Raw genomic sequence first — 20,797 nt, 5'->3', positions numbered from 1 at the left:
CCGGACCCCGCCGCTCCGTGTGTCTCGGGGCCGCTCCGTGTCTCCGGCCGGCCGCGTCTCAGGCCAGCCGCTCGACCGCGGCCCGCACCCGCTCGTCGGTGGCCGTGAACGCCACCCGCACATGCCGGGCCCCGGCCTCGCCGTAGAAGTCGCCGGGCGCCACCAGCACGCCGCGCTCGGCCAGGTGCGCCACCGTCGACCAGCAGGACTCGTCCCGCGTGGCCCACAGGTAGAGGCTCGCCTCGCTGTGCTCGATCCGGAAGCCGTGGTCCTCCAGGGCCGTGCGCAGGGCGGCGCGGCGGGCCGCGTAGCGCTCCCGCTGGACGCGGACGTGCTCGTCGTCGCCCAGGGCCGCCACGACGGCCGCCTGGGTCGGCGCGGACGTCATCATGCCGCCGTGCTTGCGGATCTCCAGCAGCGGGGCCAGCACCGCCGGGTCGCCCGCCAGGAAGGCGGCGCGGTACCCGGCGAGGTTCGACCGCTTGGACAGCGAGTGCACGGCGACCAGGCCGTCGTACGAACCGCCGTTGACGTCCGGGTGCAGGACGGAGACCGGCTCGGCCTCCCAGCCCAGCTCCAGGTAGCACTCGTCGGAGAAGACCAGGACGCCGTGCTCGCGGGCCCAGGCGACGATCCGGGTCAGCTCCCGCTTCGAGAGGACCTTGCCGGTGGGGTTGGACGGCGAGTTCAGCCAGAGCAGCTTCAGCCCGCGCGGGTCCAGGTCGGGCCCCGCGGCGCCGGCCGCGAACGTCTCCGTGTCGTACACCTCGTACCCGGCACGGGCCAGCCGCGCGCCCACCTCGTACGTCGGGTAGGCCAGGCGCGGGTACGCCACCCGGTCGCCGGGGCCGAGGCCCAGCTGCGTGGGGAGCCAGGCGACCAGTTCCTTCGAGCCGACGATCGGCAGCACGTGCCGGTGGGTGACCTCGCGGGCGCCGAGCCGGCGCTCCACCCAGCCGGTGATCGCGTCACGCAGCGCCGGGGTGCCCCACACCGTGGGATAGCCCGGGGAGTCCGCCGCGTCGATCAGCGCCTTCTGGATCAGCTCGGGGACCGGGTCGACCGGTGTGCCGACCGAGAGGTCGACGATGCCGTCCGGGTGCGCCGCGGCCGTCTTCTTGTACGGCTCCAGCTTGTCCCAGGGGAAGGTCGGGAGTCGGTCGGAGACTGCGGACACGGGATGTCGCTCACTTTCTGGTACGGCCGGACACGCCGACGCCCCGGCCCCGTACGGCGGTCGAGGCCGTACGGGACCGAGGCGGCACGCTGTGCGGGTCGCCGATGGGGGTTACCCGTTCTGCGGCGGCAGCGCGGCGATGAAGGGGTGGTCCCGCTCGATCAGACCGAGCTTGCTGGCGCCGCCGGGGGAGCCGAGCTCGTCGAAGAACTCGACGTTCGCCTTGTAGTAGTCCTTCCACTCCTCCGGAGTGTCGTCCTCGTAGAAGATCGCCTCGACCGGGCAGACCGGCTCACAGGCACCGCAGTCGACGCATTCGTCCGGGTGGATGTACAAGGACCGCTGGCCCTCGTAGATGCAGTCGACCGGGCACTCCTCGATGCACGCCTTGTCCTTGACGTCGACACAAGGCTGCGCGATGACGTAGGTCACGCTGTCGTTCCTCCTCGATTGGGCGCTGGCGGGCCTCCTCAGGCTCCGCCGCCTGGCGCGCGGGAGCGCGGCGTCGTCGATGCCCGCCCCTAGTATCTCCGTTCTTGGGCATGATCCGAACAGGAGGGGTGAACTGACCTGTGGAAATCTCTGCGACGGGGCGCCTTGAGGTCCGTATCACCGCTGCTGACGTGGGCAAACGGGTTTCCGTACGCCGCCTGGCCGATGCCGCTGGTTCGGGTGAGAAGTTCACCGACACGGTGGGCGTGCTCGCATCGTGGAACGACGGTGTGCTGCTGATCACACGGAAGAGTGGTGAGACCGTCCGCATTCCGGAAGCCTCGCTGGTCGCCGGGAAGGTGGTTCCGGCCGCTCCGGCCCGCCGCCGCGGCCCCGCCGCGACCTACGAGGAGCTCGCGCGTGTCGCCGCCCGCGCGTGGCGGCCGGTCGAGAGCGAGCGGCTCGGCGGCTGGGAGCTGCGCGCCGCCGCCGGTTTCACCCGCCGCGCCAACTCCGTCCTGCCGCTGGACGATCCCGGGCTGCCGTTGGACGCCGCGCTCGACGCCGTGCGCCGCTGGTACGCCGACCGGGGCCTGCCCGCGTACGTCCAGACGGCGACGGGCGCCGAGGGCACCCAGGAGCGGCTGTGCGCGGAGCTGGAGCGGCGCGGCTGGGAGCGCGAGGTGACCGCCGAGCTGTGGATCGGGGCGCTGGCGCCGGTCGCCGACCGGCACGAGGGCTCCGGAGTGGTGCTGAGCCGGGAAGCGGACGAGGCTTGGCTTGCGCGGTATCAGCGCAAGGGAGTGAGCGACGTGGCCCTGAAGGTGCTGGGCAGCGGCCCCTCGGTGTGGTTCGCGTCCGTCCCCGCCGGGGACGGCGAGGCGCCCGCCGCGATCGGGCGCTGTGTCGTGGACGGCCGGTGGGCCGGGTTCTCCGCGGTCGAGGTCGATCCGGCGCTGCGGCGCCGAGGCCTGGCCCGGCGGGTGATGGCCGCGCTGTCGGCACGGGCCCTGGAGGAGGGGGCGTCGGCGGCCTGGCTCCAGGTCGAGACGGACAACGCGGGCGCGCGCGGCCTGTACGCCGGGATGGGCTTCGCGGCGCACCACGCGTACCACCACTACCGATCCGCCTGAGCGGCGGTACCGATCACCGTGGAAGGGCACGAGCCGGCTATGCGTCCCCTGTATCCCCCGACTCCCGAGCGCTCCGCCGAGCTGCGGCGGCGGTTCGCCGAGGAGGCGCGGTCCGAGCGGCCCGACCTGTCCGCGCTCTGCCTGCTCATGGGGGCCGAGGCGGACGGGGAGCTGGACGAGGCGGGCATGGACGCCGCGCAGATGGAGCTGGACGAGATGGCGGGGCGGCTGCCGTACCGGCCGGGCGGGCCGCGCGCCTGGGCGGTGGCACTGCGGGAACTGCTCGGCGAGCGGTACGGGTTCCGCGGCTGCGCGGCGGACTACGAGTGGCTGGAGTCGTCGCTGTTGCACGAGGTGCTGCTGCGGCGCAGGGGGCTGCCGATCCTGCTGTCGGTGGTGTGGATGGAGGTGGCCCGGCGGGCCGGGGCCCCGGTGTACGGGGTCGCGCTGCCCGGGCACTTCGTGGTGGGGTTCGGCCCGGCCGACGAGCAGGTGCTCGCCGATCCGTTCGACGGCGGGCGGGTACTGACCGGCTCCGACGCGGAGGTGCTGGTGGCCGGGGCCACGGGGGCGCCGCTGGAGCCGTCGATGCTGACGCCGGCCGATCCGCTGGAGGTGGTGACGCGGATCCTCAACAACGTGCGCGCGTGGGCCGCGGCCCGGCCCGAGCGGACGGACGTGGCGCTGTGGGCGGTGGAGCTGTCGCTGCTGCTGCCGGCGCACCCGGCCCGGCTGCGGTTCGAGCGGGGCACGCTGCTGGTCAAGCGCGGTGACTTCGTGGGGGGTGCCGCGGAGATGGAGGAGTACGCGGAGCTGATCGAGGTGGTCGACGAGGGGGCCGCGGAGCGGGTGCGCGCGGAGGCCCGCGCCGCCCGGGCCCTGCTCAACTGACCCCTGCGGCCGGACTACAGCCAGCCCTTCTCCCTCGCTATGCGCACCGCCTCCGCGCGGTTGCGGGCCGCCAGCTTCTGGATCGCCGTCGACAGGTAGTTGCGGACCGTGCCCTGGGACAGGTGCAGGGCCGCCGCGAGTTCGGCGTTGGTGGAGCCGTCCTCCGCGGCGCGCAGCACCTCCCGCTCGCGGTCGGTGAGCGGGTTGGCGCCCTCGGCGAGGGCCGCCGCGGCGAGGGTCGGGTCGATGACCCGCTCCCCCGCCAGCACCTTCCTGATCGCCTCGGCCAGTTGGGCCGCCGGGGCGTCCTTGACGAGGAACGCGTCGGCGCCGGACTCCATCGCGCTGCGGAGGTAGCCGGGCCGGCCGAACGTGGTGAGGACGACCAGCTTCACGGCGGGCAGCTCGGCGTGCAGGAGGGCGGCGGCCTCGATGCCGGTCGCCCCCGGCATCTCGATGTCGAGGAGGGCGACGTCCACGTCGTGCGCCCGGGCGGCCGCCAGCACCACGTCCCCGCGGGCCACCTGGGCGACCACCTCGATGTCGTCCTCCAGACCGAGCAGGGCGGCCAGGGCCTCGCGCACCATGGACTGGTCCTCGGCGAGGAGGACCTTGATCGTCGGGCTCATGCGCCGGATCCTACGTCCGCCGGGACACCCGGGGCCGGGGCCCGGGCGATCAGGCGGAAACCGCTGCGGGTCCGGCCCGCCTCCAGGGTGCCGCCGGCCTGGGCCAGGCGTTCCGTGAGCCCGGTCAGACCGTGCCCCGGAGCGCCGCCCGGAGCGCCCGACCCGTCGTCCTCCACGGCGAGTTCCACCAGGAGGCCGTCCAGCGTCTGGCGGCGCACGAGCTCCACCGTGCAGCGCCGGGCGCCGCTGTGCCGCACCACGTTGGTGACGGCCTCGCGCAGCGCCCAGGCGAGGGCCGTCTCGCTGTCCTCGGGGACGCCGGTGAGGTCCGGTTCGGCGGGGAGCTCGGCGGTGATGCCGGCCGCCGTCAACGCGACCCGGGCGCCCGCCAGTTCCTCCAGGAGCCGGGGCTTGCGGTAACCGGCGACGGCGGCCCGGACGTCCACGAGCGCCTGCCGGCTGACCTGCTCGATGTCGGCGACCTGCTGGGCCGCCTTGTCCGGGTGGCCGGGGAGCATCCGGCCGGCCAGCTCGCTCTTCAGCGTGATCAGGGACAGCGAGTGCCCGAGCAGGTCGTGCAGATCGCGGGCGAGCCGCAGCCGTTCCTCGTTGGCGGCGAGCCGGGCGACCGTGGCGCGGGCCTCCCTCAGCTCTATCGTCGTGCGGATCAGCTCGCGCACACCGGTCATGGAGAAGCCGCCGAGCAGAGCCGGGAAGAGCAGTCCGGTCAAAAAGGCGGTGCCACCCGGCACCACGAAGGCGACACCGGTCAGCAGCGCGGACACGGCCGGGATCGTCCAGCGGGCCAGGCGGAACGGCAGGGCGGCGCCCGAGGAGATGGCCACGTAGACGAAGAGCACGAGCCACTGCCGGCCCAGGGTCAGGCTGAGCACGGTCGACTGGGCGGCCAGCACCGCCACGGAGCCGAGGACGACGGCGTTGTGCTCGCCGCGCCCGGCGCGGAAGACCAGGGCGAAGTACCAGGCGACGAAGGCGGCCAGACCGATCCAGCCGAGGACCACGACCCCGTCGCTGTGGCCTCCGTGGAGCAGATCGTCGACCGGAGCGCCCAGGTAGGCGAGCCAGATGCCGATCCAGAGGAACTTCACGACCTGCTGTCTGCGGTTCTGCGGGCGCTGCCCCATGCCGACGCTGCTCACGCTTTCAGCGTGTCCTTTCGGTACAGCCAGGCCGCGCCGCCGCCGAACAGCACGAAGAACACGGCGAGGAGGGCGATGTCCCCGGCGTGCGGGGCCTGACTCTGCTCGATGGCCTGACCCAGTGCAGCGTACGCGCGCGTCGGAACCCACTCGGCGATGTCCTGGAGCCAGCCCGGGAAGGTGGTGGTCGGCATCCACAGGCCGCCGAGGATGGACAGCCCGAAGTAGGTGATCATCGTGATGGGGCGGACCGCGTCACCGGTCGCCAGGTAGCCGAGGGCGACGCCGAGCGCGGCGAACACCAGGCTGCCGGCCCAGATCGCCCCGGTGAGGGCGAGCCACTGCCAGGCGTCCAGGCGCACGTCCTTGCCGACGGCGGCGACGAGGAAGACCATCACGATCGCGGGCAGGCTGACCACGGCGGCGCTCGCCGTCTTGGCGAGGACGTAGCCGCGGCCGGGCAGCGGGGTGAGCCGGAGCTGCCGCACCCAGCCGTTCTCCCGCTCCTTGGCGATGCGTTCGCTGTTGCCCATCAGGACGGCCGTCAGGGCGCCGAAGGACGCCATCGACACCATCATGTAGGTCGGCAGGGTCAGTCCGGTGCCGTCGACCTTCGTGGTGCTGTCGGCGGTGCCCGCGATCAGCAGGAACAGGATGGACGGGTAGGCCACCGAGAAGAACAGCGACTTGCGGTTGCGCAGGGCGCGGGCGAGTTCGAGGCGGATCAGGGCGTTCATGACGGGCGGGCCTCCTCCGCGGCGGTGATGGCGACGAACGCCTGCTCCAGGCCGAGCCCGGCGACTTCGAGATTGCGGGGGTACAGGCCGAGGCCGTACAGGGCGTGCACGGTCGCGTCGGCGTCGGCGGACTGCATGCGCACGGTCTGGCCGGAGACGTCGCAGCGCGTCAGGGAGGGCAGCGTCCGCAGCGCGTCCGTGTCGACCGGGCCGTCCAGGTCGAAGGAGATCCGGCGGGCGCCCGCCTTCGCCTTGATCTCGGCGGCGGTGCCGTCGGCGAGGAGCCGGCCCCGGTGCAGCACCAGGACCCGGTCCGCGATCGCGTCGGCCTCCTCCAGGTAGTGCGTGGCGAACAGGACCGTACGGCCCCGGTCGGCCTGCTCGCGCATGGTCGCCCAGAACGCCTGGCGAGCGGTGACGTCCATGCCGGTGGTGGGCTCGTCGAGGACGATCAGGTCGCTGTCGCCGGCGGTGGCGAGGGCGAACCGGACGCGCTGGGCCTGCCCGCCGGAGAGCTTGTCGACCTTGCGGCCGGCGATCTGGGTGACACCGGCGCGGGCGAGGACGTCGGAGACCGGATACGGCCTCGGGTGCAGGGAGCAGGCCAGGCGCACCAGTTCGGCGACGGTGACCTCCTCCATCAGCCCGCCGCTCTGGAGCATGGCGCCCACCCGGCCCGCGACGATCGCCTCGCGCGGTTCGGTGCCGAGGACGCTGACCGTGCCGCTGTCGGGCCGCTTGAGGCCGAGCAGCAGGTCGAGCGTGGTGGACTTGCCGGCCCCGTTCGGGCCGAGGAGGGCGACGGTCTCTCCCGGGTGCAGCGCGAGTGTCAGGCCGTCGACGGCGCGTACGTCCCCGTAGGTCTTGCTCACCCGGTCGAAGCCGGCCACCGGGGCGGCCGTTTTCACGGCTGTCGTTGTCATGAACCCAGCCTGGCCGCCGGGCCGGGGTCCCCGGCAGTGCCGCCGGTCCTGTGTGCCGGATGACAGATGTCATACGACGGCCAGGGGGCACCCGGCGCCCGCCGCGTGCCCCCTGGCCTGCCGAACCGTCGCTAGTTCGGGTTGGTGTCGATGGTGACCGTGCGCTCCGCCGGGGTCTTGCCGCGCAGTGCCTTGCGCAGGGCGGAGGCGACGTCCTCCGGGAGGACGTCCCGCTTGCCGCTGGCGCCGTTGATCTGCACCCCCGCGAAGGTGGTGCCGTAGGCCGTCTTGAGGGCCTTCAGGTCGTAGGTGTCGACGAGCTTGCCGTCGACGGCCTTCGCTCCGAGGATCTTCGGCAGGGACAGCGAGCCGAACTGGATGCTGTGGGCGGCGTCCGTCTGGATGGTCACCTTGGTGGCCATCGCCGGCTCGGCGAAGTCCTTCATGAACCGGTCGACCTCGGCCTTGCCGACGGTCGGCTGCCGCGTGGTCGTCGGCACCTGCACCGCCGCGGACTGCCCGGTCTCCACCTGGGTGCGGTACGCGGCCTCGACGGCGGACGTCGAGCGGGCGACGTCGATGCCGGCGCCGGGCTTGCCGTACACGGCGACCGCCTTGCCGGTCCTGAAGGACACCGTGCCCTCGGTCACCGACCCGCTGCCGCCGGATGCGGCCTGGAGGGCGGCGTGCAGCTTCTCCTCGTCGGTGGGCATGGCCGGTTCGACGACCCGCTGGTTGCCGAACAGGGAGCCGATGACGGAGACCGGGTTGTAGTCGCTGCTGGCGGCGTCGCTCACCGTCTGCTGCATGTCGAACTGGAGCCCGGCCTTGTCCGGGTCCAGCGGGACGGTGCGCCCGCCCACGGACAGCTTCAGCGGCTTGCCGACCCGGTCCTCGAAGGCGTCGTTGAGCTTCTTGACGGCGTCGTCGCGGGTGCCGCCGCCGATGTCGACGCCGAGCACGGTGGTGCCCTTGGGCACGTCGGTGTGGTTCATCAGCAGACCGGCGCCGTACAGGCCCCCCGCGAGGACGACCAGGCCGCCGCCGAGCAGCGCGAGCTTGCTGCGGCCCTTCTTCTTGGGCGGTCGGGCCGCCGGGGCGCTCGGCGCGGCCGGCTCGGGCGCGGCGGGGCCCGGACCCCGGGAACCGCCCTGCGGGCCGCCGGACACCACCGGGATGCCGCTGGTGACGGTGTGCCCGGAGACGTTGTCGGCGACGCCGTGGTGCGGTTGCCCGGGCTCGGGGGCGTGCTTCTGCGGGGTGAGGATCGCGGTGTCGTCGCTCAGGCCGCCGCCGGGGACGTGGCCGCCCGGGGCGTGCGGGGCGGCGCCGGGGCCCGGGCGGCCCGGGCCCGCCTGGATGCCGGGCGCGCCGGGACCGGCCGGGCCGGGGCCCATGGGTCCGCGGGGCCCGCCGCCCCCGAGGGGCGGGACGGGCGGGCCGTCGCCGGTGACGGGGCCGGTCGTCGGGCCCGTGGGACCCTGCGGGCCGCCGCCGGGGCCGCCGCGGCCGAAGTCGTTCGGGCCGTTGAAGTCGTCGATGCCGCCGGGACCGCCGGGGCTGTCCGGGGCGTTGAAGTCGGCGGCCGGGTCGATGTTGCCGGGACCGCTGTAGCCGCCCTGGGGGCCGGGGCCGTTCGGGCCGCTCTGGCCACCGGAGCCGTTGTCGGAGAAGTACGGCAGGTCGTCGCGGCGCGCCTCACCGGCGGGCGGACGCGCGCCGGGGCCGCCGGGCGTGCCGCTGCCGCCGCGCGGTCCGGCCGCGAGCGCCTCGGTCACGTCGAAGGAGCCGGTGCCGCCGCCGTGGCCGGGGGCCACCGGGCCGCCGGTCGCGCCGGGCAGCCCCGTGCCGGTGCCGCCGGACGGGCGGGGGCCGCCCTCGGTGCGGGCGCCGGGCACGCTCACCGAGCCGACGACACCGCCGGGCCGTCCCGGACCGGCGCCGGGGCCCTTGGGGCCGGGGGCGGCCGGTCCCGAACCGGCGGGCGCACCGGTCCCGTTGCCCGACGGACCGCTCTGAGGGCCCTTGGCGGACGGGGACTTGCGCGGGGCGAACCAGTCGCTGGCCTTCTCCTCCGCCGGAGCCGCGGGTTCGGCCGCCGGTTCGGCGGGCGCCGGGCCCGCGGCGGGGGCGGCGGGCGCCTGGGGCTCCTGGGCGTCCGCGGCGGCGCCGGGCTTCCCGCCGTCGGGGACGGGCTTGCGCACGACGACCGGCGGGATCGGCCGTGATCCGGGGATGTTGATCCGGATGCGGGTCGTCAGCGTGGTCTCGGTCTTGCGTTCCTCCGGCGCACCCGAACGGGCCGCGCCCGCACCGTTCTCGGAAGCCACGGGGGTCCCGTACGGCGGCGTCCCCGAAGGGTAGGCGGCTCCGCCGCGCCCGTCGGGCCCGGAGGACGGAGTGTCAGTTTCACGACTCAAGGCAGGTTCTCCCGGTTGGCTCCGCCGCCCGTACCTCACTGCGTCGGGCGGCTCGGCGGCGCGCACCACCATACTGGCCACTTCTGACGCGTATCCCACGACCGCCTGGGAAACCCACACGGGACTCGCACGTGCACGGTATGAAGAAGTGGTACGTCACTTGCCAAGTCGGACCCCGTCACCACCCGGTTGCCGTAGCGGTGCAAGGGTGGCGCAGATCACAGCCATGGCCATCCCTCCGAGGAGGAAGAGGTAGGCGGAGGCTCCTGTGCCGAAGACGAAGTCGCCCTCGGGGCGGCTGGCGGTGAGCAGGAGGACGGTGATCGCCCAGCCCGCGGCGGCGGCGACCGCCCCGCCCCGGCTGCCCGTGGCGCGGGCGGCACCGAGCATCAGCCCGGCCTCCCCCGCGAGCGCGAGCAGCAGGCCGCCCGGGAACCAGGCGGGCTGCACCAGCGCCCCGGCGACCCCGACCAGGGCGCCGAGCACGAGGAGCCCGAGGTAGGCGAGGACGCGGGGGGCGGAGGGGCCCTTCAGCGGCCGGGCGAGCATCGAACTCATGACGTCTCCTCGATCCCCGCGAACAGGTCGGTCTCGGGGGCACCGACGGGCTCCCCCTGGACCAGTTCGTAGTACTCGGTGGTCAGCAGGGGCTGGGCAAGCTCGTTGGACAGCGCGAAGTACCGCCCGGACACCTCGATCTGCGTGGCGTGCGCCCGCATCGCGGCGGCCTTGGCGGCGGCGTGCGCGGTGCCGTCGATCACGGTGGTGATCCGCTCGTCCTCGACGACGCCGGGCACGTCGGCGGCCGTGGCGGCCTTGGTGAACGGCAGACCGGGCAGATCCGCCTGGAGCCGGGCGAACGCCTCGTCCACGGCGGTGCGCGGGACGCGGTTCCAGTAGATCTTGGGGATGCGCCAGCCGGCCTCGGCGGCCAGCTCGGCGCCGCGCATGGCGACGCGGTGGGCCTGGATGTGGTCGGGGTGCCCGTAGCCGCCGTTCGGGTCATAGGTGACGAGGACCTGGGGGCGCACCTCCAGGATGACGTCCACGAGCGCGCGGGCCGCCTCGTCCAGGTCCGCCTGCCACAGGCACGCCGGGTCGTCGTTGTCGGCGGTGTCCATCATCCCGGAGTCCTCGTAGCGGCCCGGGCCGCCGAGCTGCCGGAAGTCCTCGACGCCGAGCTCGCGCATCGCGGCGGTGAGCTCGCCCAGGCGGTACTCGCCCAGCGCGGCGCCGGTCAGATGGCGCAGCCCGGCGGGGATGACCTCGCCGTGCTCACCGAGGGTGCAGGTGACCAGCGTGACCCGCGCCCCCTCGGCCGCGTACGTGGCCATGGTGACGCCGTTGTTGATCGACTCGTCGTCCGGGTGCGCGTGCACGAGGAGGAGACGCCGGGCAGGCAGTTCGGTCATGGGGCCAGCCTACGAGGCCGCTGCCGCCCCTACTCGGCGGCCTGTCGGCCTTCGGCGCCGCCCTCTCGGAAGATCTCGTCGGCGGACGGGGCGGTGGCGGCCCGGACGAGCCACCGGCTCAGGAGCTCGGGGACGCCGACGCCGCGCGCCTCGCCGCTCGCACCGGAACACCGGCTGTCGGGTCCCGGTGACTGTCCGGTGCTTGTCCGGCGGTGTCCGGGCTTGTCGGCACCGGTCACGCGGGTACGGAGCCAGTCGGTACGGCCGTACGACGGAGGGCGCGACATGTCTGTGGACGGGGAGATCCGGCGGCTCAAGAGCGAGGCCGACGAGCCGGGTTGGGAGGTGGACCCGGACGACGACTGGGGTCTGGCGGTCGTCGCGACCGTGGGGCGGCAGCTGAAGCTGCGGCGGGAGGCCGTCGGGATGCGGGCCGCCGTGTTCGGGGAGGCCCTCGGGTACGGCGAGGACATGGTCTACAAGATCGAGGCGGGCAAACGGATCCCCCGGCCCGAGTATCTGGACCTGGCGGACGAGGTGCTGGGCGCCGGCGGGCTGCTCTCCGCGATGAAGGAGGACGTCAAGAAGGTCCGGTATCCCAAGAAGGTGCGGGATCTGGCCCAGTTGGAGGCGCGGGCGGTCGAGATCGGGGTGTATGTGTGCAGCAGCATTCCCGGTCTGCTCCAGACCCCGGACCACGCACGGGCCTTGTTGGCGTCGTGGCTGCCCGTCTACGCCCCCGAGGACCTGGAGCGGCGCGTGGCGGCTCGCATGGCACGGCGCTCGGTCTTCGAGCGGTCACCGGCCCCGGCTCTCGGATTCGTCCTGGAGGAGGCCACGCTGCACCGGAGGGTCGGAGGCACAATGGTGCGGCGACAGCAGTTCGAACGCCTGCTGGAAGTAGGGCGGTTCAACAACGTCACCCTTCAGGTGATGCCGTTGGGCAGTGCACCGCACCCGGGCATGAGCGGCAGGATCGAGCTGCTCAAGTTCGAGGACGGCACGGCCGTGGGGCGCTCCGACGGAGCGTTCAACGGGCGGCCGGTCTCGGACCCCAGGGAGCTGCGCATTCTTGAGCTGCGGTACGGCACCGTCCGGGCTCAGGCACTGCCGCCCGGGGAGTCACTGGCCCTCATCGAGCACCTGCTGGGAGAGACATGATCCGCACGTCCGCCGCCGGGGACACCCCCGACCTGGCCTGGTTCAAGAGCAGTTACAGCGACGGCCCCGACGGCGACTCCTGCGTAGAGGTCGCCCGCACCCCGGGTGCCGTCCACGTCCGTGACTCGAAGCACGTCACCGGGCCTCGGCTGGCGGTCACGCCGGCGGCCTGGGCCGGGTTCGTGGCGTACGCCGCCGGGGGGTGAGTGGGGCGGGCTCCGGACCGTGGGGTGCGGAGCCCGAGAATGGCGGGCGGCTCAGAACTTGATGCTGCCGATCATGCCCGCGATGTTCGTCGTCAGCTCACTGATCGTGGGCGCGACGGTCGAGGACGCCAGGTAGAAGCCGAGCAGCATGCAGACGATCGCATGCCCCGCCTTCAGCCCTGACTTCTTGATCAACAGGAAGACGATGATCGCCAGCAGCACCACCGCCGAAATCGAGAGTGCCACGGCGGCTCACCTCCAAGAATCCCAAGCGGGGGTCGGTCTATGGGGGCAGATAAATCCATGCAGCAAGCCAGCAGGTTCATACCCACTATGCGACAGTGATCATAACTATCCGTACGTGCGCATCGGTCGGCGCACAGCCGCACAAGGGGGCGCACTGGCCAATATGGTCGGGGCATGACGACCGAGCCAGTCTCCTTCCCCAGGCGGCACGCCCGCACCCAGAGATTCACCTTGGGAGCGCCCCGCGCGTTCACGGTGGCACCCGACGGTTCCCGTGCCGTGTTCCTGCGCTCCTCCTCCGGTACGGACCCGGCGAGTTCGCTGTGGGTGCTCGACACGGCGGAGGGCCGGGAGCGCGTGACGGCCGACCCGCGCGCCCTGCTCGGCGGGGCGTCGGAGAACCTCCCGCCCGAGGAGCGCGCGCGCCGCGAACGCAGCCGTGAGGGGGGCGCCGGCATCGTCTCCTACGGCACCGACGCGGCCGTCGAGCTGGCCGCGTTCGCCCTGTCGGGGCGGCTGTTCACGGCGGAGCTGCGGGCCGGCACGGCCCGTGAACTGCCCGTCCGCGGACCGGTGATCGACCCGCACCCCTCCCCCGACGGACGGCACGTGGCGTACGTCGCGCGGGGCGCGCTGCGGGTGGTCGGAGCGGAGGGCGAGGACGACCGGGCGCTCGCCGAACCGGAGTCGGACGGGGTCACCTACGGGCTGGCGGAGTTCATCGCGGCCGAGGAGATGGGCCGTCACCGGGGGTACTGGTGGAGCCCGGAGTCGGACCGGCTGCTGGTCGCGCGGGCGGACGACACCCCGGTGCGGCGGTGGTGGATCTCCGACCCGGCGCATCCCGACCGGGCGCCTCGGCAGGTGCCGTACCCGGCGGCGGGGACGCCCAACGCGGAGGTCCGGCTGTTCGTGATCGGCCTGGACGGGACGCGCACCGAGGTCTCCTGGGACCGGGCGCGCTATCCGTATCTGGCGCGAGTGCACTGGTCGGCGGCGGGTGCGCCGCTGCTGCTCGTACAGGCGCGCGACCAGCGCAGCCAGCTGTTCCTGGCCGTGGACCCGGCGACGGGGACGACCCGGATGGTGCACGCCGACGAAGATCCACAATGGCTGGAACTTTTCCCTGGTGTGCCGTGCTGGAGCCCGTCCGGTCACCTGGTGCGCATCGCCGACGAGGGCGGCGCGCGGGTGCTGACGGTGGGCGAACGCCCGTTGACCGGACCGCAGTTGCATGTGCGCGCGGTGCTCGATGTGTCCGACGACGACGTGCTGGTCTCGGCGTCGGCCGGTGCCTCGGCGACCGATCCCGAGATCGGCGAGGTGCATGTGTACCGGGTGAACGAGCTCGGCGTGGAGCGTGTCTCGCAGGAGCCCGGCGTGCACGCGGCGGTGCGTGCCGGAGGCGTGACCGTGCTCGTCTCCCACACGCCGGACCGGCCCGGGGCTCGGGTCCAGGTGCTGCGCGACGGCAAGGCGATTGGCTTGGTCCGGTCGCATGCCGAAGATCCTGGAGTGACTCCCCGGCTCACGCTCACCGAGGGGGGCGCACGGCGCATCCCGTGCGCCGTGCTTATGCCTCGGGACTACGCCGGTGACACCCCCCTGCCGGTGCTCCTGGACCCGTACGGCGGGCCGCACGGCCAGCGGGTGGTGGCCGCCCACAACCCGCATCTGACCTCCCAGTGGTTCGCCGACCAGGGCTTCGCCGTGATCGTCGCCGACGGCCGGGGCACTCCGGGCCGCTCGCCGGCCTGGGAGAAGGCTGTCAAGGACGACATCGCGGCGGTCGTGGTCCAGGACCAGGTCGACGCCCTCCACGACCTCGCCGAGCGGTTCCCGCTCGACCTCGGCCGGGTCGCCATCCGCGGCTGGTCCTTCGGCGGTTATCTCGCGGGCCTCGCCGCACTGCGCCGGCCCGACGTCTTCCACGCGGCCGTCGTCGGCGCCCCCGTCACCGACCTGCGCCTGTACGACACCCACTACCAGGAGCGGTACGTCGGGCACCCCGACGAGCAGCCGGAGGTCTACCGGCGCAACTCCCTGATCGACGACGCCGGTCTGGTGGACGCGGCCGAAGCGCACCGCCCGATGATGATCGTGCACGGCCTGGTGGACGACAACGTCGTCGTCGCCCACTCGCTGCGGCTGTCCTCGGCGCTGCTCGCCGCCGGCCGGCCGCACGAGGTGCTGCCGCTGTCGGGGGTGACGCACATGACCCCGCAGGAGGAGGTCGCCGAGAACCTGCTGCTGCTCCAGCTCGACTTCCTGAAGCGGTCGCTCGGGCTCGACCAGAAGGCGAAGGACCGGGCCTAGAAGGCGACGGACCGGGGCGCCCATGGGCACCCCGGTCCGTCTACGGCACCCGCACGGCCGTACGCTGTCCAGCCTGACGCGTCCGTATATCGGAACCGGGTCGGTCAAGTTGCCTGCGTGTTAACGCGGTTCGTGGGCCTTTGCGGTGTTACGGCCGGGCCTCCGCGGCCACCACCCGCTTCTCCTCCGCGAAGTGGCACGCCGACGGGTGCGCCGCCGGACCCCCCGCCGCGCGCAGCGGCTCCGGCACCGCGAGCACCGGCACCTCCTCGGCACAGCGCTCCCGCGCCTTGAAGCAGCGGGTGCGGAAGCGGCAGCCGGACGGCACCTGGGTCGGGGACGGGACGTCGCCGGTGAGGATGATCCGCTCCCGGTGGGCGCGGGCCCGTGGGTCCGGGACGGGGACCGCGGAGAGCAGCGCCTGGGTGTAGGGGTGCGTGGGATGGTCGTAGATCTCGGCGTCCCCGCCGGTCTCCACCATCCGCCCGAGGTACATCACGCCGACCCGGTCCGAGATGTGCCGGACGATCGACAGGTCGTGGGCGATGAAGACGTACGAGAGGCCGAACTCCCGTTGCAGGCGCGCCATCAGGTTGATCACCTGGGCCTGCACGGAGACGTCGAGCGCGGAGACCGGCTCGTCGGCGACGATGATCTCCGGGCGCAGCGCCAGGCCGCGCGCGATGCCGATGCGCTGGCGCTGCCCTCCGGAGAACTGGTGCGGGTAGCGGTTGATGTGCTCGGGGTTCAGCCCGACCACGTCGAGCAGTTCGCGCACCCGGCGGCGCCGGTCACCCTTCGGGGCCACCTCGGGGTGGATGTCGTACGGCTCCCCGACGATGTCGCCCACCGTCATGCGGGGGTTGAGCGAGGTGTACGGGTCCTGGAAGACCATCTGGATGTTGCGACGCACGGCCTTCAGGGCGCGGCCCGACAGCCGGGTGATGTCCTCGCCCCGGTAGCGGATGGTCCCGGCCGTCGGACGCTCCAGGTTGACCAGCATCCGCGCGACGGTCGACTTGCCGCAGCCGGACTCCCCCACGACACCGAGGGTCTCGCCGCGGTGGAGGGTGAGGTCGACGCCGTCGACCGCCCGCACGGAGCCGACCTGCTTGCGCAGCAGGACGCCCCGGGTGAGCGGGTAGTGCTTCACCAGTCCCTCGACCTCGAGGATCGCCTCAGGCATGCAGGCACTCCGTCCGGAAGTGGCAGGCGCTGCCGCGCACCTCGGAGACCGCGTACAGCGGGGGCTCGTCGGAGCGGCAGACGTCCCGGGCCATCGGGCAGCGGGGGTGGAACGCGCACCCGGGCGGGATGCGCGTGAGGTTGGGCGGCAGCCCTCTGATCGCGGTCAGCTCCCGGCCCTTGAGGTCGAGCCGGGGGACGGAGTCGAGCAGGCCCCGGGTGTACGGGTGGGCGGGCGCCTTGTAGATGTCGTGGACCGGCGCCGACTCCACGATCCGGCCCGCGTACATCACGGCGATCCGGTCGGCGACGTCGGCGACCACCCCGAGGTCGTGGGTGATCAGGACGAGCCCCATCCGGTACTCGCGCCGCAGCTCGGCGAGCAGGTCCATCACCTGTGCCTGCACGGTGACGTCGAGGGCGGTCGTCGGCTCGTCGGCGATGATCAGCGCCGGTTCCAGCGCGATCGCCATGGCGATCATGATGCGCTGGCGCATGCCGCCGGAGAACTGGTGCGGGTACTGCTTCACACGCTCGCGGGCGCCCGGGATGCGCACCCGGTCCATCAGCTCGACCGCCTTCGCGCGGGCGTCCTTGCGGGACATGCCCCGGTGCACGACGAACATCTCGCCGAGCTGGTCGCCGACGGTCAGCACCGGGTTCAGGGACGACAGGGCGTCCTGGAAGATCATCGCCATGCCGGCGCCGCGCACCCGCCGCCGCTCCTCCTCGCCGAGCCTGAGCAGGTCCCGGCCCTGGAACAGCACCTCGCCGCCGGTGATCCGCCCCGGCGGCGAGTCCAGAATGCCCATCACCGCCTGTGCGGTCACCGACTTGCCGGAGCCGGACTCGCCGAGCACCGCGAGGGTCTCCCCCGCGTCCACGCCGAAGCTGACGCCGTTGACGGCACGGGCGATCCCGTCCCGGGTCCGGAACTCCACCTTCAGGTCACGCACGTCGAGCAGCATCGCGTCCCTCACCTCAGCTTCGGGTCGAGGGCGTCGCGCACCGCGTCGCCCAGCATGATGAAGGCCAGGACGGTGACCGCCAGCGCCCCCGAGGGCCACAGCAGCGCGTGCGGGGCGGTGCGGACGTACGGGGAGGCGGCGGAGATGTCGATGCCCCAGGACACGCTCGGCGGTTTCAGGCCCACCCCGAGGTAGGACAGGGTGGCCTCCAGGGCGATGTACGTCCCGAGCGCGATCGTCGCCACCACGATCACCGGGGCGACCGCGTTGGGGGCGATGTGCCGCAGCAGCAGCCGGGCCGGGGAGGCGCCGAGGGCGCGGGCGGCCTGCACGTAGTCGTTCTGCTGGACGGTGATGACCGAGCCCCGGGCGATCCGGGAGATCTGCGGCCAGCCGAGCAGCACGATGAACCCGACCACCGGCCATACCGAGTTGGCGGTCACCACCGACAGCAGGACCAGGCCGCCGAGGACGACCGGGATGGCGAAGAAGACGTCGGTGATCCGCGACAGCACGCCGTCCCACCAGCCGCCGAAGAACCCTGCGAGCGCGCCCAGCACCGAGCCGAGGAGGGCCACCCCGAGCGTGGCGCAGACGCCGACGACGACGGACGTCCGGGCGCCGTACACGGTGCGGGTGTAGACGTCGCAGCCCTGGCCGTCGAAGCCGAAGGGGTGGCCGGGCGCGGAACCCTGCTGGGCGCGGGCGAGGTCGCACTTCAGGGGGCTGCCGGAGGCGATCAGGGACGGCCACACGGAGATGACGGCCAGGAAGAGGATGACGAGGGCCGAGGCCAGGAAGACGGGGTTGCGGCGCAGGTCGCGCCAGGCGTCCGACCACAGGCTGCGGGGCCGGTCGGCGGTCTCGGCCGGGCCGGCCGCGGGCGGGGCGGGCTCGCCCGCTCCGTCGGGGGCGGCCGGCGGACGCCGTACCGTCCCCGCCTCGGTCGCGCTCAGGTCCATCGCGCCGCCGCCGGCGATCACCCCCTCGGGCGGGAACGGCTGTTCAGGCATAGCGGATCCTCGGGTCGAGTACGGCGTACAGCAGGTCGACGACCAGGTTGCAGAGCAGGAAGACGAGGACGAGGACCGTCACGAAGCCGACGACCGTCTGGGTGTTCTGGCGCACGATGCCCTGGTAGAGCTGGTAGCCGACGCCGTGGATGTTGAAGATCCGCTCGGTGACGATCGCGCCGCCCATCAGGAAGCCGATGTCGGCGCCGACGAACGTGACGACGGGGATGAGGGAGTTGCGCAGCAGGTGCCGGGTGACGACCCGGCGCCGGGGCAGGCCCTTGGCGACGGCCGTGCGGACGTAGTCGGAGCGCCGGTTCTCCGCGATGGACGTCCGGGTCAGCCGGGTGACGTAGGCCAGGGACACCGAGGCGAGGACGAGGCCCGGCAGGAGCAGTTCCCCGAAGGGGGCCGCCGGGGACACCGACGGCCTGATCCAGCCCCACTGGACGCCGAGCCACAGCTGGAGCAGCAGGCCGGTGACGAAGGTGGGGACGGAGACGACCACGAGGGTGAGCAGCAGCACGCCGGTGTCGACGGGACGGCCGCGGCGCAGACCGGTGAGGACGCCGAGGGTGACCCCGATGAGGATCTCGAAGCAGATCGCCACGATCGTCAGCCGGAGGGTGACCGGGAAGGCCGTGGACATCAGCTCGGTGACCTCCTGACCGTTGAACGCGGTCCCGAAGTCCCCGGTGAACACGTTCCCCATGTAGGTCAGGTACTGCCGCCACACGGGCTGGTCGAGGCCGAACTCCTGGCGGAGCCGGGCGGCCGTCGCAGGGTCGCACTGGCGGTCGCCGCACAGCCCCGCGACGGGGTCGCCCATCACGTTCACCATGAGGAAGATCAGCAGGGTGGACCCGATGAACACCGGGACCATCTGCACCAGGCGCCGGACGACGTACCGTCCCATGGCGGGCTCAGCCGACCTTGATCTGTTCGTAGACGGGGACGCTGAACGGGTTGAGGGTCACGTCCGACAGGCGCTCGGACCAGCCGGCGCTGCCGTTCTGGTACCAGAGCGGGATGGCCGCCATCTCGTCGCGGACGACCTCCTCCGCCTGCTGGAACAGCTTCACCGCCTGCGCGGGGTCCGTCTCGGCGTTCGCCCGGTCGACGAGCCGGTCGAACTCCTTGCTGGACCACTTGCCGTCGTTGGAGGAGGCGTTGGTGTAGTAGAGCGGCTGGAGGAAGTTCTGGGTCAGTGGGTAGTCCATCTGCCAGCCCGCCCGGAACGGCCCGGCCAGCTTCTGGGTGGTGGACTTGCCGCGGAAGTCGGCGAAGGTGCCGATCGGGTTGCCGACGCAGGCCTTGTCGTCGTCCAGGGCGTTGTTGATGGAGTTGCAGACGGCGTCCACCCACAGCTTGTGGGAACCGGTGTCCGCGTTGTACGTGATCTTGACCTGGCCGCCGGGCAGCCCGCCGCCCTCCTCGATCAGCTTCCGGGCAGCGGCGGCGTCGTACTCGCACCACTGCCCGCACAGCCCCGCCTTGTAGCCGCCCTCGGCGCCGAGCACCGGTGACGTCCAGTCAGTGGCCGGGGTGCGGGTGCCCTGGAAGATGGTCCGGGTGATCTGCTCGCGGTCGATGGCCCGGGACAGGCCCTTGCGGACCTTGTCCGCGCCCGGCCCGGTCCAGCGCTTGTCGTAGTGCGGGAAGGACAGGGTCTGGATGATGCCGGCCGGGGTGTTCAGGTAGCGGCCGTCGAGGTCGGCGCGGACGTTCTTCAGCTGCTGCGCGGGCACGTCGTCGACGAGGTCGAGGTTGCCGGCCATCAGGTCGGTGTACGCGGTGTTGTTGTCGGTGTAGACCTTCAGCGTGACGCCGTCGTTGCGGGCCGCGTCGGGCCCGGCGTAGGCGTCCCATCGCACCAGCCGCATCTCCGAGCCCCTGGTGTACGCCTGCACGGTGTACGGCCCGTTGCCGACGGGCCTGGCGAGCCAGCCCGCGTGGTCCTGGTAGAACGCGCGCGGCAGCGGGACGAACGCGTTGTAGCCGAGGGTGTCCGGGAACCCGGAGAACTTCTGGCTGAGCGTGACGGTGAAGGTCCGCTCGTCGACGACCTTCAGTCCTGACATGGTCTTCGCGCGCTGCCCGCCCTGCTCGGGGTGGACCTGGTCGTAGCCCTCGATGTAGCTGAAGAAGTAGGCGTTCTTCTGGTTGTTCTCCAGACTCGCCCCGTAGTTCCAGGCGTCCACGAACGACTTCGCGGTGACCTTCTCGCCGTCGCTGAACGTCCAGCCGTCCTTGAGGGTGATCGTGTAGTGCTGCGAGTCGGACGTCTCGATGCGCTCGGCGACCATGTTCTTCGCCTCGCCGGTCTTCGGGTCGTACTGCTTCAGACCGCGGAAGATCATGGACAGCACCTTGCCGCCCTGCACCTCGTTGGTGTTGGCCGGCTCCAGCGGGTTCTGCGGGTCCGTCCAGGAGGAGCTGAGCACCGCGCCGCCCTCCCCGGCGTCGGCGCCGCCTCCGCAGGCCGTCGTCGCGAGCGCAACGGCCATCGCGCCCGCGGCCCATCTGGCGTAGCTGGCTGCGCGCATCGGGTGCCTCCTCGTGACCGCGGCGCCCGGGTCGACGCCATGCCCTGGCAGCCACTATCGGCAGCCGCGCGGGCTGCGCGCATGCGCACGGAGGCCATCCGGGGAAGGGGTTGGCCCGTTCGGCCGCACGGTCCCCGTCAGGGCGTCAGGCCGCCACCAGGGACTCTTCAGCGGTCTGGACCAGTGGCTGTCTCAATCTCATCACTTCGTTGTTTCCGCAGGCCACATGGGGTTTCATGCGC

The 20,797-nt window shown here is 72.7% G+C and carries 20 protein-coding genes; 5 read left to right on the top strand and 15 right to left on the bottom strand.

Going from position 1 to position 20,797, the window contains the following annotated elements:
• Positions 1 to 58: 58 nt before the first annotated feature.
• Entirely contained in the window at positions 59 to 1,177 is a 1,119-nt protein-coding gene (locus ADL34_RS29480) for a bifunctional succinyldiaminopimelate transaminase/glutamate-prephenate aminotransferase (protein WP_062668689.1), read from the bottom strand.
• A 111-nt stretch (positions 1,178 to 1,288) separates the two neighbouring features.
• Complete coding sequence (gene fdxA, locus ADL34_RS29475; protein ID WP_010474859.1) at positions 1,289 to 1,609, bottom strand: ferredoxin; 321 nt, start codon at positions 1,607 to 1,609, stop codon at positions 1,289 to 1,291.
• 140 nt (positions 1,610 to 1,749) lie between these two features.
• Here fdxA and ADL34_RS29470 point away from each other — a divergent pair, with 140 nt between their 5' ends.
• The gene (locus ADL34_RS29470) at positions 1,750 to 2,742 is read left to right on the top strand and encodes a GNAT family N-acetyltransferase (protein WP_062668688.1); all 993 of its coding nucleotides are present in this window, start codon (positions 1,750 to 1,752) and stop codon (positions 2,740 to 2,742) included.
• Between the two features lie 39 nt (positions 2,743 to 2,781).
• A complete protein-coding gene (locus tag ADL34_RS29465; protein WP_062668687.1) occupies positions 2,782 to 3,633 on the top strand; it encodes a transglutaminase-like domain-containing protein in 852 nt (283 codons plus the stop codon).
• 14 nt (positions 3,634 to 3,647) lie between these two features.
• Here ADL34_RS29465 and ADL34_RS29460 read toward each other — a convergent pair whose 3' ends face one another.
• The 7 genes from ADL34_RS29460 to mshB form a co-directional block, all read right to left on the bottom strand.
• Positions 3,648 to 4,262 (bottom strand): response regulator transcription factor, encoded by a 615-nt coding sequence (locus ADL34_RS29460; RefSeq protein ID WP_062668686.1) that lies wholly within the window; start codon positions 4,260 to 4,262, stop codon positions 3,648 to 3,650.
• Entirely contained in the window at positions 4,259 to 5,422 is a 1,164-nt protein-coding gene (locus ADL34_RS29455; RefSeq protein ID WP_062668685.1) for a sensor histidine kinase, read from the bottom strand. The genes ADL34_RS29460 and ADL34_RS29455 overlap by 4 nt, the downstream gene beginning before the upstream one ends.
• Complete coding sequence (locus ADL34_RS29450; RefSeq protein WP_062668684.1) at positions 5,419 to 6,159, bottom strand: ABC transporter permease; 741 nt, start codon at positions 6,157 to 6,159, stop codon at positions 5,419 to 5,421. The genes ADL34_RS29455 and ADL34_RS29450 overlap by 4 nt, the downstream gene beginning before the upstream one ends.
• Positions 6,156 to 7,082: an ABC transporter ATP-binding protein gene (locus ADL34_RS29445; protein ID WP_062668683.1), complete on the bottom strand. Its 927-nt coding sequence runs from the start codon at positions 7,080 to 7,082 to the stop codon at positions 6,156 to 6,158. Before ADL34_RS29445 ends, ADL34_RS29450 begins: the two co-directional genes overlap by 4 nt.
• Before the next feature lie 131 nt (positions 7,083 to 7,213).
• Positions 7,214 to 9,502, bottom strand: coding sequence for a hypothetical protein (locus ADL34_RS36455; protein WP_062668682.1), 2,289 nt, complete (start codon positions 9,500 to 9,502; stop codon positions 7,214 to 7,216).
• A gap of 156 nt (positions 9,503 to 9,658) precedes the next feature.
• The gene (locus ADL34_RS29435; protein WP_062668681.1) at positions 9,659 to 10,060 is read right to left on the bottom strand and encodes a DUF6113 family protein; all 402 of its coding nucleotides are present in this window, start codon (positions 10,058 to 10,060) and stop codon (positions 9,659 to 9,661) included.
• Positions 10,057 to 10,914, bottom strand: a complete 858-nt coding sequence (gene mshB, locus ADL34_RS29430; RefSeq protein ID WP_062668680.1) for an N-acetyl-1-D-myo-inositol-2-amino-2-deoxy-alpha-D-glucopyranoside deacetylase — start codon at positions 10,912 to 10,914, stop codon at positions 10,057 to 10,059. The genes ADL34_RS29435 and mshB overlap by 4 nt, the downstream gene beginning before the upstream one ends.
• Positions 10,915 to 11,199: 285 nt before the next feature.
• Here mshB and ADL34_RS29420 point away from each other — a divergent pair, with 285 nt between their 5' ends.
• Together ADL34_RS29420 and ADL34_RS29415 are read left to right on the top strand one after the other, a co-directional pair.
• Positions 11,200 to 12,075: a helix-turn-helix domain-containing protein gene (locus ADL34_RS29420; RefSeq protein WP_062668678.1), complete on the top strand. Its 876-nt coding sequence runs from the start codon at positions 11,200 to 11,202 to the stop codon at positions 12,073 to 12,075.
• Positions 12,072 to 12,281 (top strand): DUF397 domain-containing protein, encoded by a 210-nt coding sequence (locus tag ADL34_RS29415; RefSeq protein WP_062668677.1) that lies wholly within the window; start codon positions 12,072 to 12,074, stop codon positions 12,279 to 12,281. Before ADL34_RS29420 ends, ADL34_RS29415 begins: the two co-directional genes overlap by 4 nt.
• A gap of 51 nt (positions 12,282 to 12,332) precedes the next feature.
• On the opposite strand, the gene ADL34_RS29410 is transcribed toward ADL34_RS29415, so the two are convergent.
• A complete protein-coding gene (locus ADL34_RS29410) occupies positions 12,333 to 12,527 on the bottom strand; it encodes a hypothetical protein (protein WP_003992731.1) in 195 nt (64 codons plus the stop codon).
• Positions 12,528 to 12,701: 174 nt separating this feature from the next.
• On the opposite strand from ADL34_RS29410, the gene ADL34_RS29405 reads away from it, so the two are divergent.
• On the top strand, positions 12,702 to 14,843 hold the full coding sequence (locus ADL34_RS29405) for a prolyl oligopeptidase family serine peptidase (protein ID WP_062668676.1): 2,142 nt from the start codon (positions 12,702 to 12,704) through the stop codon (positions 14,841 to 14,843).
• Positions 14,844 to 14,991: 148 nt separating this feature from the next.
• Here ADL34_RS29405 and ADL34_RS29400 read toward each other — a convergent pair whose 3' ends face one another.
• From ADL34_RS29400 to ADL34_RS29380, 5 genes are read right to left on the bottom strand one after another with little or no spacing between them, the layout of a single operon-like run.
• Entirely contained in the window at positions 14,992 to 16,029 is a 1,038-nt protein-coding gene (locus tag ADL34_RS29400) for an ABC transporter ATP-binding protein (RefSeq protein WP_062668675.1), read from the bottom strand.
• The gene (locus ADL34_RS29395) at positions 16,022 to 16,996 is read right to left on the bottom strand and encodes an ABC transporter ATP-binding protein (protein ID WP_062668674.1); all 975 of its coding nucleotides are present in this window, start codon (positions 16,994 to 16,996) and stop codon (positions 16,022 to 16,024) included. The genes ADL34_RS29400 and ADL34_RS29395 overlap by 8 nt, the downstream gene beginning before the upstream one ends.
• Before the next feature lie 8 nt (positions 16,997 to 17,004).
• Positions 17,005 to 18,009 (bottom strand): ABC transporter permease, encoded by a 1,005-nt coding sequence (locus ADL34_RS29390; RefSeq protein WP_062668673.1) that lies wholly within the window; start codon positions 18,007 to 18,009, stop codon positions 17,005 to 17,007.
• Positions 18,002 to 18,925, bottom strand: a complete 924-nt coding sequence (locus ADL34_RS29385) for an ABC transporter permease (protein WP_062668672.1) — start codon at positions 18,923 to 18,925, stop codon at positions 18,002 to 18,004. The genes ADL34_RS29390 and ADL34_RS29385 overlap by 8 nt, the downstream gene beginning before the upstream one ends.
• A gap of 7 nt (positions 18,926 to 18,932) precedes the next feature.
• Positions 18,933 to 20,555: a peptide ABC transporter substrate-binding protein gene (locus ADL34_RS29380; protein WP_062668671.1), complete on the bottom strand. Its 1,623-nt coding sequence runs from the start codon at positions 20,553 to 20,555 to the stop codon at positions 18,933 to 18,935.
• Between the last annotated feature and the right edge of the window lie 242 nt (positions 20,556 to 20,797).

The organism is Streptomyces sp. NRRL WC-3605 (genome assembly GCF_001509795.1).
Classification (GTDB): domain Bacteria; phylum Actinomycetota; class Actinomycetes; order Streptomycetales; family Streptomycetaceae; genus Streptomyces; species Streptomyces viridochromogenes.
The sequence above is the reverse complement of the archived record's forward strand: the minus strand, read 5'-3'. Positions and strand labels throughout refer to the sequence as shown.